The 14,088-nt window shown below is 24.7% G+C and carries 12 protein-coding genes and 2 tRNA genes; 12 read left to right on the forward strand and 2 right to left on the reverse strand.

The genetic code is table 11. The annotated features are described in order from the left end of the window. The first annotated feature begins 41 nt into the window (after nt 1–41). The 6 genes from U0T63_01795 (at nt 42) to rplS (ending at nt 4,977) form a co-directional block, all read left to right on the forward strand. Nucleotides 42–1,187, forward strand: coding sequence for a prephenate dehydratase domain-containing protein (locus U0T63_01795; protein ID XBC39077.1), 1,146 nt, complete (start codon nt 42–44; stop codon nt 1,185–1,187). A 364-nt stretch (nt 1,188–1,551) separates the two neighbouring features. After that, a complete protein-coding gene (gene ffh / locus U0T63_01800) occupies nt 1,552–2,895 on the forward strand; it encodes a signal recognition particle protein (GenBank protein ID XBC39078.1) in 1,344 nt (447 codons plus the stop codon). 93 nt (nt 2,896–2,988) lie between these two features. Then, nucleotides 2,989–3,264 (forward strand): 30S ribosomal protein S16, encoded by a 276-nt coding sequence (gene rpsP / locus U0T63_01805; GenBank protein XBC39079.1) that lies wholly within the window; start codon nt 2,989–2,991, stop codon nt 3,262–3,264. Nucleotides 3,265–3,296: 32 nt separating this feature from the next. Further along, nucleotides 3,297–3,806, forward strand: coding sequence for a ribosome maturation factor RimM (gene rimM / locus U0T63_01810; protein XBC39495.1), 510 nt, complete (start codon nt 3,297–3,299; stop codon nt 3,804–3,806). Between the two features lie 18 nt (nt 3,807–3,824). Then, the gene (trmD, locus tag U0T63_01815) at nt 3,825–4,580 is read left to right on the forward strand and encodes a tRNA (guanosine(37)-N1)-methyltransferase TrmD (GenBank protein ID XBC39080.1); all 756 of its coding nucleotides are present in this window, start codon (nt 3,825–3,827) and stop codon (nt 4,578–4,580) included. A 43-nt stretch (nt 4,581–4,623) separates the two neighbouring features. After that, on the forward strand, nt 4,624–4,977 hold the full coding sequence (gene rplS, locus U0T63_01820) for a 50S ribosomal protein L19 (protein ID XBC39496.1): 354 nt from the start codon (nt 4,624–4,626) through the stop codon (nt 4,975–4,977). 160 nt (nt 4,978–5,137) lie between these two features. Here rplS and tldD read toward each other — a convergent pair whose 3' ends face one another. Continuing rightward, the gene (gene tldD / locus U0T63_01825; protein ID XBC39081.1) at nt 5,138–6,589 is read right to left on the reverse strand and encodes a metalloprotease TldD; all 1,452 of its coding nucleotides are present in this window, start codon (nt 6,587–6,589) and stop codon (nt 5,138–5,140) included. A 328-nt stretch (nt 6,590–6,917) separates the two neighbouring features. Here tldD and aroQ point away from each other — a divergent pair, with 328 nt between their 5' ends. Next, the gene (gene aroQ, locus U0T63_01830) at nt 6,918–7,403 is read left to right on the forward strand and encodes a type II 3-dehydroquinate dehydratase (GenBank protein XBC39082.1); all 486 of its coding nucleotides are present in this window, start codon (nt 6,918–6,920) and stop codon (nt 7,401–7,403) included. A 326-nt stretch (nt 7,404–7,729) separates the two neighbouring features. Here the strand turns inward: aroQ and rluD are convergent, their stop codons facing one another. Further along, on the reverse strand, nt 7,730–8,692 hold the full coding sequence (rluD, locus tag U0T63_01835; GenBank protein ID XBC39083.1) for a 23S rRNA pseudouridine(1911/1915/1917) synthase RluD: 963 nt from the start codon (nt 8,690–8,692) through the stop codon (nt 7,730–7,732). Between the two features lie 343 nt (nt 8,693–9,035). On the opposite strand from rluD, the gene alaS reads away from it, so the two are divergent. The 5 genes from alaS (at nt 9,036) to gshA (ending at nt 14,063) form a co-directional block, all read left to right on the forward strand. After that, on the forward strand, nt 9,036–11,675 hold the full coding sequence (gene alaS, locus U0T63_01840; protein ID XBC39084.1) for an alanine--tRNA ligase: 2,640 nt from the start codon (nt 9,036–9,038) through the stop codon (nt 11,673–11,675). Nucleotides 11,676–11,834: 159 nt separating this feature from the next. Beyond that, nucleotides 11,835–12,020: a carbon storage regulator CsrA gene (gene csrA, locus U0T63_01845; protein ID XBC39085.1), complete on the forward strand. Its 186-nt coding sequence runs from the start codon at nt 11,835–11,837 to the stop codon at nt 12,018–12,020. A 216-nt stretch (nt 12,021–12,236) separates the two neighbouring features. After that, nucleotides 12,237–12,324, forward strand: a tRNA-Ser gene (locus tag U0T63_01850). Nucleotides 12,325–12,342: 18 nt separating this feature from the next. Beyond that, nucleotides 12,343–12,416, forward strand: a tRNA-Arg gene (locus tag U0T63_01855). A gap of 117 nt (nt 12,417–12,533) precedes the next feature. Then, the gene (gene gshA, locus U0T63_01860) at nt 12,534–14,063 is read left to right on the forward strand and encodes a glutamate--cysteine ligase (protein ID XBC39086.1); all 1,530 of its coding nucleotides are present in this window, start codon (nt 12,534–12,536) and stop codon (nt 14,061–14,063) included. The last annotated feature ends 25 nt before the right edge of the window (nt 14,064–14,088 follow it).

Consider the following 14,088-nt stretch of genomic DNA (forward strand, 5'->3'; position numbering starts at 1 on the left):
TTAAAATTATATGTTTAAGATCACTGTAAAAGGCAATGAATATGAAATCTAAAAAAACTTTGTTAACATTACGAAATATCATTAATACTTTAGATTATGATCTTGTTACTTTACTTTACAAAAGGAATACGATAGCAACAAAAATAGCAAAAATAAAAATAAAAAAAAAATATCCGATAAGAGATATAAAAAGAGAGCAGTTATTATTAAATAATATTACAAAACTCGGAAAAAAATACAATCTTGATTATAATTATATTTATGAAATATTTCAAGTTATCATAAAAAATTCAATTTCTATCCAAAAAGCTTGGATAGAAAACAATTACCAAAAAAAAGAAGAACTAAAAAGTTTTTCTTTACTAGGCAATTTAGGATCATATTCTTACTATGCTGTTCAAAAATATTCCGAAAGAAATTTCGAATTTTTTTCTAAAAATTATTACAACAACTTTCAAGAAATTATAGATAGTGTTGAAAATAAAAAATCTGATTATGCAATACTCCCAATAGAAAATAACTCTTCAGGATATATTGATGAAACATATAATTTACTTAAAAATACCAAATTATTTATCATTAGTGAAATTAACATTTCTATAAATCACTGTCTTTTATCTCAACGCAAAACTCAATTTATAAATATTGAAACTGTCTATAGTCATAGACAACCTTTTATGCAATGTAGTAAATTTGTTAAATATTTTCCTCACTGGAGTTTAAAATATACTGATAGTACTATTCATGCAGTGCAACAACTTTCCAATGACGAAAACTATACATTTGCAGCGTTAGGAAGTGAATCATGCGCAAAAATATACAAATTAAAAATTATAGCTAAAAACATTTCTAATTTAGAAAAAAATATAACTAGATTTATAATACTAAGAAAAAAAAAACAAAATGTACCTATTAATATTCAATCTATTACAACTATTATGATTTCAAGTGGAGAAAATAAAAATTTAATCATAAAAGTAAAAAACATACTCAAAGAACACAATTTAGAAATAAAAAGATTAAAATCTCATATATATTCTCAATCATCTAAAAATGCAAAAATTTTTATTGATATCAAAAATAATATTAATACTAGTCAAATGCAGAAAGCTCTTAAAAAACTAAAAAACATCACCTCAATTAAGATATTAGGATGCTATCCTGAAGATAAATATCTAAATAACTAAAAAAGTTTTATCCTAATGAGCTTCAAACATAAAAACAGCTCTATTTTAACTTCAATTAAAAAATAGAGCACATACAATAACTTTAAAAAATTTAACTTACATACTTTACATATTTTCTTAAGTCAAAAGATATTGAAAAATTATTTATAATATTTTGCCTAAAAATCAATCAAAAATGTTTAAAAAATAAAATTTAATTATTTTACATGTTTAACAAAATATTCAAAAATATATTTTACTTTATAAAAATAATAGCTATTATTTAATTAAATATATTAAAAACAAAAAATATAAATATAATCAAAACTTTATTTATGTAATAAATTATTTAAAATCTTTCTAAATTAATCATAGAGAACACATTATGTTTAGTATTTTAACTAACAAATTTGTAAAAATTTTTAATAAGCTTTCAAGAAAAGGAACATTGACTGAATCAAATATAAAAGAAGCATTAAGAGAAATAAGAATAACTTTATTAGAAGCAGATGTAACATTATCAGTAGTTCAAGATTTTATAAATTTTGTATCAAAAAAATCCATAGGAAATAATGTAAGTACAAGTTTTACTCCAGGACAAGAACTAATAAAGATAGTTAAAAAAGAATTAATATCAATATTAGGAGAAAATAATAGTTCTTTAAATTTATCTAATAAAATTCCAACAATAATCATGTTAGTCGGATTACAAGGACAAGGAAAAACAACTAGCATAGCTAAATTAGGAAGTTTTATTAAAAATAATAATAATAAAAAAATACTAGCAGTGTCTGCAGATACTTATCGACCCGCAGCCATTAAACAACTAGAAATACTTTCAAAACAAGCTAAAATTGACTTTTATCCTTCTAACATGAATGAAGATCCAATAAAAATAGTTAGATCAGCGTTACAATTTTCTAAATTAAAACTATACGATGTATTATTAGTAGACACAGCCGGACGTCTTCATGTAAATCAAACAATGATGCATGAAATAATACAAATAAACAAAACAATTAAACCTACAGAAACTTTGCTAGTAATTGATGCAATGATAGGTCAAGATGCTACAAACATAGCTCATACGTTTAACAAAAGTTTGCCTATTACTGGATTTATCATAACAAAAACAGATAGCGATTGTAGAGCAGGTATTATATTTTCAATGAAATATATTACAAAAAAACCAATTAAATTTATAAGTACAGGTGAGAAACTAAACGAATTTGAGATATTCTACCCAAATAGAATTGTTACTCGAATTCTTGGAATGGGAGATGTATTATCACTGATCGAAAATATTGAAAACAAAATAAGCAAAAAAAATATTAAACAATTAACTAACTCTGTGAAAAATCAAGATAAATTTAATTACAATGATTTATTAATTCAAATAAAACAAATTAAAAAAATTGGAAACATTTCTTCAATATTAAAAAAATTACCTCGAAATCAAAAAACATTTGAACATATTCATAACAATATAAATGAAAAACTATTGTCACAAATGGAAACGATGATTTATTCTATGACTCCAGAAGAAAAATACAAACCAGAGCTCATCAAAGGGTCAAGAAAAAGACGCATTTCGAAAGGATCAGGATTGTCTATACAAACAATAAATTTATTAATAAAGCAATTTAATAATATAAAAAAAATAATGAAAAACATAAAAAAAAACGGAATCAATAAAATAATGAAAAAAATTAGTAATATTATGTATTAATAAATTATACTACTAAATACAAAATATTTTTATCAAATTATTTTAATTTATATTAAACAAGAAACAATTACAACTACTAAAAAGAAGACCAGAATGGTAAAAATTCGATTATCAAGATTAGGAGCAAAAAAGCGTCCTTTTTATCAAATAGTAGTATCTGATAACAGATCACCTAGAAACGGAAAATTTATTGAAAAAATAGGATTTTTTAATCCAATAATACTAAAAAATTCTAAAAATACTTTACAAATTAATTTTGACAGATTGAAATACTGGAAAAACAATGGTGCTTTAATATCTAATAGAGTAAAAAGTTTAATTAAGAAATCTATTAAAAACACAACAATCATAAAAGAGCTAAAAATATAAATACTAAAACTAAAAATTATAAAAATTTAACTATCGCTCAGTTCGGAGCACCTTATGGTATATTAGGATGGATTCACGTATTTTCTTTTACAGAAAAAAACTACAATATTTTTAACTATCTGCCATGGTTTATAAAAATAAAAAAAGAAAAGAATATTATACATGTTTCTAATTGGAAAAAAAAACAAAAACACTTCATAATAAAAATAAAAAATATTGAAAGTCGCTCTATTGTTCAAAAATTAACTAATCATTATATTAATATTGAAAGAAACTCACTTCCAAAACTAAAAGCTAATAATTATTACTGGAGAGATATAATAAATTGTAACGCTATAAATGAAAGCAATGAGTTTTTAGGAACAGTTAGTAATATAATTAGAACTTCTTCAAATGACATACTAGTTATTAAACGTCAACAAACCAACAAAAAAAAAGATATTTTAATACCTTTTGTATTAAAAAATATTATAAAAAAAGTAAATATTGAAAAAAAAACAATCATAGTAAATTGGGATGATACTCTTGAACAAAAATACTAAAAAAAAAATAATATAACATTGTTACACATAGGAATAATTAGTATTTTTCCAGAAATGTTTCGTGCAATTATAAATTATGGAGTTACCAAAAAAGCAATTACACAAGGAATAATAAAACTTAACATTTTAAATCCAAGAGATTATACAAATGATAAGCACCGAAATATTGATGACCGTCTTTATGGAGGAGGACCAGGGATGCTTATGATGGCTGAACCACTTAAACTAGCTATTGAGCATGCAAAATCTATAATACATTGTAACTCTAAAGTATTTTATCTATCACCAAAAGGACAAAAAATAAATCAAGAAAAAATTAAAAAATTATCTAAAATGCCAAACATGATTTTATTATGTGGTCGATATCAAGGTATAGATGAAAGGCTAATAAATAGCGAAATCATAGATGAAGAAATATCAATCGGAGACTATGTTCTTAGTGGAGGAGAATTACCTGCTATGATATTAATTGATATGTTATCTCGATTTATACCTGGAACTTTAGGAAAAGATCAATCAAAAAAAAATAATTCTTTTTATAATGGATTGTTAGATTGTCCTCATTATACCAAACCCAGAATTTTTAATAATATTAAAGTTCCTCATGTTCTACTTTCTGGCAATCATAAAAAAATAAAACAATGGAGACTAAAACAATCATTAGGTCAAACATGGATGAAAAGACCCGATTTATTTAAAAATATAAAACTTTCACAAGAAGAATTAAAATTACTTAAAAACTTTAAAATAGAAATGTTAAAAAAAAACAAATGATAAAATTATTCCCTATTAATAAAGTATATAACAGGAACATATTATCGTGAATATTATTCAAATAATAGAACAAGAGCAAATTAATAAAAAGATACCTTTATTTAAATCAGGTGATACTATAGAAGTTAAAATATGGATCGTAGAAGGATCTAAAAAAAGAATTCAATCATTTGAAGGAATAGTAATAGCAAAAAGAAATAGAAATTTTAATTTTTCATTCTGTGTACGAAAAATATCTCATGGAGATGCTATAGAACGTGTTTTTCACGCTAATTCTCCTAATATTGAGACTATTAATATCAAAAGACATGGAGATGTTCGAAAAGCAAAATTGTATTACCTACGAAACAGAGTAGGAAAATCAGCCAAAATTAAAGAACTATTAATAAAGAAATAATTAAAACTTTAAATAAATTAATCATTCCATATTTCATACACACACATAATCATCATGCAGTCATATTTTATCACAACTTTGACTGCATAACTTATATTTATATTAATCTATTAATTTCTAAAATCGCAAAATTAAAAACTATATTTTAAATGATAATATTTTATGACGTACCTCCTACCGTGATATTATTTAATTTTATTGTAGGTTGACCTACTCCAACAGGAATATTTTGTCCATTTTTAACACATGTTCCCACTCCTCCATCTAGTAAGAAATCATTTCCAACCATAGAAATCTCTTGCATTACATTATGACCAGATCCAATTAACATAGCGTTTTTTATAGAATTTAAAATCTTACCATTTTTTATTAAATATGCTTCAGAAGTGGAAAAAACAAAATTTCCAGAAGTAATATCAACTTGTCCTCCACTAAAATTAAGTGCATATACTCCATATTCTATGCTACTAATAATATCTTCGGGAGTTGAATTTCCTGGTAACAAATATGTATTTGTCATACGAGGATAAGGTAAATGAGCATATGATTCTCGCCTACCATTACCAGTAGATTCCATTTCCATTAAACGGGCATTAAACTTATCCTGAATGTAATTTGTTAAGATTCCATCTTTTATCAATATATTATATTTACTTTCCACTCCTTCATCATCAATAGTTAATGAACCCCTTCTATTCTCTATAGTTCCATCATCTACGATTGTACATAATTCTGAAGCAACTTTATGCCCCATTTTATCGAAGAACACTGATGTTTGTTGACGATTAAAATCTCCCTCTAACCCATGACCTACTGCTTCATGCAACAAAATTCCAGGCCACCCTGGTCCTAAAACAACAGGAAACATTCCTGATGGAGCACTTTTTGCAAATAAATTAACTAAAGCAATTCTTACTGATTCTCGAGCATAATATTCCACTAAAGGCATTCCAGAAATATAATTTTCTAAAAAAAAATTATATCCACTTCTATTACCTCCTCCACTGGAACCATATTCACGCCTACCATCACTTTCTACTATAACATTAACCGAAAGACGAACTAACGGCCGAATATCAGCCGCCAGATTGTTATCTGTAGACGCAACTAAAATTTGACTATATTCACTACTTAACGTAGCATTAACACTAATAACACGATGATCAATACTTCGAGCAATAGAATTGATGTTGTAAAGAATATCAACTTTTTCTTTAGAATTAAATCGTGCTAATGGATTTTTCGAGGTATATAAAGGTTTTCTTTTAATTTTTAAAAACGGTTTTATACGAGTACAACAACTATTTTTTTCTAAAATACTACTTGCTAATTTCGCACTTTTATCTAAAGAATATAATGTAATATCATCAGAGTAAGAAAAACCAGTACTTTCTCCAGATATAACTCTCACTCCTACTCCTTGACTAATTCGAAAACTACCTTCTTTTACAATGTTATCTTCTAATATCCAAAATTCACTTTTGTTGGATTGAAAATATAAATCAGAATAATCTACTTTATTTTTTGAAATATCACTTAAAACCTTCAAAAGATCATAATCGGAAATTTTATTTGAAAGTAATAAATTTTCAGTAACTAAATCAAGAATCATTTTGACTCACTTATTAGAATTTAAAATATCAATATAATTTATGATTTTTACTATAATAGTGGTATTATACTATTAATATATTTCTATTAATATCTTATATCTATAACATATAATTAAATTAATAAAATTATTGAAACATGAACTTTAAAATTAAATTTAAAATCTCTAAAATATATCATAACGTTTAACTGAAGTTTTTATATTAATCATTCTCTAACTTATACATTTTTTATTATGATATTTATATGAGTAAAATTTGTATATAAAACATGAAAATACAATATTTATACAAAATGCGTATCACATTAACTACTAAAAAGAATATTATATGAAATATTTATTTAATATTTTGATCATCAATGGACCTAATTTAAATCTTTTAGGAGAAAGAGAGCCAAACATTTATGGAAGCATAACGCTAAAAGAACTAATCAAAAAATTGAAAAAAAAGGCTAAACTTTTAAACGCAAACATACTTCACGTACAATCTAATTCAGAAAGCACTCTAATTAACACTATTCATAATGCTAACAAAAATATAGATTATATAATAATAAATGCAGGCGCTTATACACATACTAGCATAGCTATACGTGATGCGCTATTAAGTATTAACGTGCCTTTTATAGAAGTACATATATCTAATATTTATGCACGCGATAATTTTCGATTTCATTCATGGTTATCAGATATTTCATCTGGAGTAATTTGTGGATTTGGATTGGACGGATATGTTTGGGCATTAAAAACAGCAATAAAAAGAATCGAAAAAAGCAAAAAACTTTATCATTGTAGCTCTAAAATAAAAACATAATAATATCAAATATATATATCACTCTTTTAAAACACTATGTTTACTAAATAACTGAAATGCAAAATTTCAATAGTTTTAAACTAAAATCTTATCAAGCTAAAACTACATACTTACAATTTGCAATTAAGTAGCTTTTGTAAAATATTTAAATATTTCGGAATCTAAATACATTTTAAAAAATTTTTTATTAAATTAGAAAATTAATTTAAAATAAATATTAAATTTAAAAACATACAACATAATATGAATTTATTTCTCAATCTATTAAATTTTTGAAACATAAATAAAATTTTTAAATATTAGTACTAAAAAATCGTAAATATACACTACGTATTGTATAAGTTCAAATGACTTAATAAGTCTAACATATCTTTAGGAATAGGACTATTCCATTTCATCCACAAATTTGTAGTTGGGTGCTTTAAACATAATTCACTAGCATGCAACGCTTGTCTTGGAAAAGCTTTAACTACTTTATGAACTGAAGCAACCATATTCCTACTAAATTTATATTTATTACCATATTCACGATCACCTATTATTGGATAGTTAATACTTAACATATGTACTCGAATTTGATGAGTACGACCTGTTTCCAATTGAATCATTAAATGAGTATAACAAGAAAACCTTTTTATTATTCGATAATGAGTAATCGCTTTTTTTCCTACCACTCCAGTAGTCATAATAGTACGCCGAAACGGATGTCTCTTAATAGATGCAAAAACGCTTCCACCAGAAATCACTCTTCCATATACTAATGCTTCATATTTTCTAACTATTTTTCTAGATTTCATGGACTTAGCTAAATTATTATAAGACAAAACATTTTTTGCGATCACCATTAATCCTGTAGTATTTTTATCTAATCTGTGAATTATTCCAGCACGAGGAATACTCAAAAAATTATGGTTTTGATATAGTAAAGCATTCAATAAAGTTCCATCTTTATGTCCAGCTCCTGGATGAACTACTAAATTAGCTTGTTTGTTAATTACTAAAATATCATTATCTTCATAAATAATATTTAATGGAATTTTTTGAGGATACTTTAAACTATTTAAATATGAATTATGTATAATTTTAATAGTTATTTCATCTCCAAACAATACTTTTGTATTAGGTTTACTAAACACTTTTCCATTAATATTTACTTGGTTATTTAAAATCCATTTTTTTAAACAAGTGCGAGAATATTCAAAAAATAATTTAGCTAAAACTTTATCTAATCTCATATTAGACTTTAACATAGTAGGAACAACAACTCTAAGAATCTTAATATTAACCATATAAACATTCCAAAATAACCATGAAAATAAATTTATATAACTTAATTATAACTAATCTAAAAAAAAAATTACTATATTGAAAAAATAAATATAATCATTTTAAATATTTAGTATGATATAAAATAAATCTATTTTTACATACAACATTACTTTCATTTTACATGGAAAATAAAATATATAAGTAAAACACAAAATTTTTTGTGAAAATCTATTATTTATTAAAACGTTAAAAACTAATTTTAAAATGAAAATATATAAAAAACATATCGACATACTCTCGCTTTGATATTGTAAATTAAAACATGTTTTAGTTACTTTTAAACCTCTTACGCATATTTTAAAAATGAAAAAAACAACTAACGAAGTAAGAAAAATATTTTTAGATTTTTTTAAAGAAAAAAAACACACTGTTATACCTGGAAGTTCACTAATTTCTTCAGAACATTCGTCTCTATTATTTACAAATGCTGGAATGAATCAATTTAAAGACCTATTTTTGAAAAGAGACTCTAAACTTAAATATACTCGAGTAGTCACAGTGCAAAATTGTTTGAGAACAGGAGGTAAACACAACGACTTTGAAAATGTAGGATATACTTCTAAACATCATACATTCTTTGAAATGCTAGGAAACTTCAGTTTTGGAGACTATTTCAAAGAAAAAGCTATTACATATGCATGGGAATTTCTTACGTCAAAAAAATGGTTAAATTTATCTGAAGAAAAATTATGGATCACTGTTTATGAGCATGATTTAGAATCATATAATATATGGAAGAAAGAAACTAACGTAAAAAAAGAAAAAATTATAAAAATAGGAGATAAAAAAAATTTTAAATATACTTCAGACAACTTTTGGCAAATGGGAGATACTGGTCCATGCGGACCATGCACAGAAATATTTTACGACAAAGGAGATCATTTATTAGGAAATCCTCCTGGAAATCATGCAAATCATGGAGAAAGATTTGTAGAAATTTGGAACATTGTATTTATGCAATTTAACAAAATTAGTAATACAAAAATGACAAAATTATATATACCTTCAGTAGATACTGGTATGGGATTAGAACGGATTTCAGGAATTATACAAAATGTAAATTCTAATTATGAAATTGATCTATTTCAACCATTAATAGACTCAATTTCGAAAATGAGCAATACTCATAAAATAAATTACAAACATGTATATGTCATTGCTGATCATGTCAGATCTAGTGCATTTATTATATCTGAAAACATTGTTCCTTCAAATGAAAAACATGGTTATGTACTTAGAAGAATCATTAGAAGAGCAATACGACATGGACATCAAATTGGAATAAAAGGTATATTTTTATATCGACTTATCCCTATTTTGATAAATTCTATGGGAGACTATGCAAATATTTTAAGAATAAAACAAAAATATATTGAAACCACATTAAAATTAGAAGAAAAAAAATTTATTAAAACTCTCGAAATAGGATTAAAATTACTCAATGTAGAAATTAAAAAACTTAAGACAAACATATTAAGTGGAAAATTAATATTTAAACTATACGATACATATGGATTTCCTCCAGACTTAACTATAGATGTTTGTCGTGAAAAAAATATTATTGTAAATTTAGAAGAATTTAAAAAAAAAATAAAACGCAACAAAAAAGAATCACATAATAAAAATTTTTATAAAAAAAATAATATTCAAACTACAATTCTACAAGAAAATAATATATTTTCTGATTTTACTGGTTACACACACATACAAACTCAATCATTAATTACTAATATAATTAAAAATAATGCTTGTTGCTCAACACTAAAAGAAAATGAATCAGGAATAATTATATTAGAAAAAACACCTTTTTATGCAGAACGAGGAGGTCAAATAGGAGATATAGGAACTATAAAAAATACTAACGGAAAATTCGAAGTCTATGATACTCAAAAACATAAATATGCTATTTTACATATAGGAAAAGTAATATCAGGGAAATTCGAAGTTAAAAATATAGTAACAGCTAAAATCAATTCTGTGCGACGAACTTTAATTCAATCAAATCACACTGCTACTCATTTATTACATTCTTCACTACGAAAAGTATTAGGACCTCATATACTTCAAAAAGGTTCTTATATAACAGATCACTTCTTACGTTTTGATTTTTCTCATAAAGCTCCTCTAACTTTAAACGAGCTACATGAAATTGAAAATATAGTAAATATAATAATTACTCAAAACATACTTATCAAAACTAACATAATGACGCTAAAAGAAGCTCAAAAGAAAAATATTCTAGCTCTATTTCAAAAAAAATATGATGAAACAGTCCGTGTTCTCTCAATTAAAAATTTTTCATCCGAATTATGTGGAGGTACTCATACTAAAAGAACAGGAGATCTCGGTTTATTTAAAATTATTAATGAAAGAAGCATATCATCTGGAACAAGGCGAATAGAAGCAACTACTGGTCAAATAGCTTTATCTCATATTCACAAAAAAGAAAAAGAACTAAAAAACATTTGCGATATATTAAAAACTAATACTAAAAACATTAAAAATAATATTGAAACTCTTATACTAAACAATAAACAACTAGAAAAAAAAATAAATAAAATAAACGACCGAGAAACATGTAGAATAGTCGATACAATCGGTAAAAATCTTTTTTTCATTAAAAATACAAAAGTTGTTATACATTCTTTTACGAAACATAATCCTCAATTATTAAAAATAATAACAGATAAACTTAAAAATAGATTAAAATCAGCCATAATTATATTGATAAATATATTTAATGACCACGCTACAATACTTATAAGCGTTACATCAGACATATCTAAAAACATTTCTTCGAAAAAATTATTACAAGTACTTTTAAAACGATTAAATGGAAAAGGAGGAGGAAACGCTTTAATAGCAGAAGGTGGAATAAAAAATTTAAAATTACTTCAAAAAGAACTAAGTAATATAAAAATTTGGATCAATTCTAATTTATAAAAAAATATAAATTAAATTAATTTGAATATAAAAAGCTAAAATTATGCAATTTTTTATAATAAAACAACACTTTAAAACTTGTGTTTAACCTAATATAGGCATTATGCCAATATAACTTAGATAAGATCACAACTCTTTTAAAGATTTTAAGGAAAATACATGCTTATTCTAACTCGTCGAGTAGGAGAAACACTTATAATTGGTGATGAAATATCTGTAACAGTATTAGGTGTAAAAGGAAATCAAGTACGTATTGGTGTAAATGCTCCTAAAACAATTTCAGTACATCGTGAAGAAATATATCAAAGAATTCAAGCCGAAAAAAACCAAAAACCTAATCGATAAATATCTCTCAGCATCTTGCTATTCTTTATTAAAGCGAGGTGCTGAATAATTCATACCACTTACTTTTAATCTTGCATTTCGAAAATTTATAATTAAAATCCTAAAGAAACAATCTAACTAAAAACATTTTTAAAACTACTATACAACATAAAATCAATGTGATACTCTAATCTAAATAAAATGTAAATCAAAAATATAATTTTAAAATAAATTTTAGGTGAGATGGCCGAGTGGTTGAAGGCACTCCCCTGCTAAGGGAGTATGTAAATTTTTTGCATCGAGAGTTCGAATCCCTCTCTCACCATTATAAAATTATACAATAGCATCCGTAGCTCAGTCGGATAGAGTACTCGGCTACGAACCGAGAGGTCGGAGGTTCAAATCCTTCCGGATGCAAAAATTTTATATTTCAAATTTGATCTACATATACGTAATTTTTAATTTACTTTCTCATATAATCTTCGAAATAGTATAATATTTTAATATTATCAAAATTGAGTATAAGAGGCTTATTTGATTCCTAAAATATTAAATAAAATTAATTGGTTAAAATCTATTCCTAATATTACAAATCACATATTAAGAGGAATTGAAAGAGAAACATTACGAGTCACTTTAAATGGAGAAATTTCAAAAAACGATCATCCCTATAATTTAGGATCAGCCTTAACAAATAAATGGATTACCACCGACTTTTCTGAATCGTTATTAGAATTCATTACCCCTCCTATTAAAAACTTAGATTCTACATTAAAATGTTTGTGTGACATTCACAAATTTGCTAGTAAAAATATAAATGACGAATACTTTTGGCCTTTTAGCGTTCCACCTTCTATAAATTCTCAAAATTCTATAATTTTAGCAAAATATGGAACATCTAAAATTGGAAAAATGAAAACGCTATATAGAGTTGGGTTAAAAACCAGATATAGTACAATAATGAATATTATCTCTGGAATACATTACAATTTTTCACTACCAATGACATTTTGGAAGACATGGAAACAATATAATAAAGTTTCTGAAAAACATTTTGTTTCTAACGGATATCTGTCTTTAATTAGAAATTTTTACAAATTTGGATGGATTATACCTTATTTATTTGGCGCATCTCCTGCCATTGAACCATCTTTTATAAAAAATAAAAAAACTAATTTGAACTTTCACACAAAAAACGGAATTTTATATTTACCATGGTCTACATCCTTAAGACTAAGCAAATTAGGTCACAACAACGAATCAATAAAAAATTTAAAACTAACATTTAATTCTTTAAATAGTTATATATCCTCACTTAGATATGGACTAAAAACATCGTCTAAAAAATTTGAAAAATTAGGGCTCATAGATTCATATGGAAACTTAAAACAAATTAATACTAATATATTACAATTAGAGAATGAATTGTACACTTATATTCGTCCTAAAACAATTTTAAATTCTAAAAGTTCTATATTAAATACTTTTATAAAACAAGGAATTCAATATGTAGAAATAAGATCATTGGATATTAACCCATTTTCGCATATTGGAATCAATAAAACACAAATATTGCTATTAGATTTATTTTTAATCTGGTGTTCAATTATAGATTCTCCTAAAATGACTAATCAAGAATTACAATATTATTCTAAAAATTGGGAAATTATAAGTCTTGAAGGTAGACGCCCAAAACAAACAATATATACTACCATATATAATCAAAAGAAAAAATTAGAATCCGTAGGAAAAAATTTAATAGAAAATCTTTTCTATATAGCAGAAATTTTAGATTTTCAACTAAAAAACAATACATATCAAAAATTATGTCAAAAAATATTTAAATATTTCGATAATATTGATTTAACATATTCTAAAAAAATTTTAGAGCAATATATGGATAAAAATATTATGGAAATTGGGATACAATTAGCTATAAAAAATAAAAATAAATATGTACAAAAACAATTTGAAATACTTCAAGAAAAAGATTTTATTAATGAAACATTGAGATCTCATTGTATGCAAAAAAAAATAGAAAACCACGACACTACAAGATTATAAGTATTTATATACTAAGATAAATGTT

The sequence above is a fragment of the Buchnera aphidicola (Nurudea shiraii) genome, assembly GCA_039829955.1.
Classification (GTDB): domain Bacteria; phylum Pseudomonadota; class Gammaproteobacteria; order Enterobacterales; family Enterobacteriaceae; genus Buchnera_B; species Buchnera_B aphidicola_AY.

Coding starts and splice junctions, on each gene's coding strand:
- U0T63_01795 (XBC39077.1), top strand. CDS start 42: ATGAAATCTAAAAAAACTTTGTTAACATTACGAAATATCATTAATACT.
- ffh (XBC39078.1), top strand. CDS start 1,552: ATGTTTAGTATTTTAACTAACAAATTTGTAAAAATTTTTAATAAGCTT.
- rpsP (XBC39079.1), top strand. CDS start 2,989: ATGGTAAAAATTCGATTATCAAGATTAGGAGCAAAAAAGCGTCCTTTT.
- tldD (XBC39081.1), bottom strand. CDS start 6,589: ATGATTCTTGATTTAGTTACTGAAAATTTATTACTTTCAAATAAAATT.
- aroQ (XBC39082.1), top strand. CDS start 6,918: ATGAAATATTTATTTAATATTTTGATCATCAATGGACCTAATTTAAAT.
- rluD (XBC39083.1), bottom strand. CDS start 8,692: ATGGTTAATATTAAGATTCTTAGAGTTGTTGTTCCTACTATGTTAAAG.
- alaS (XBC39084.1), top strand. CDS start 9,036: ATGAAAAAAACAACTAACGAAGTAAGAAAAATATTTTTAGATTTTTTT.
- csrA (XBC39085.1), top strand. CDS start 11,835: ATGCTTATTCTAACTCGTCGAGTAGGAGAAACACTTATAATTGGTGAT.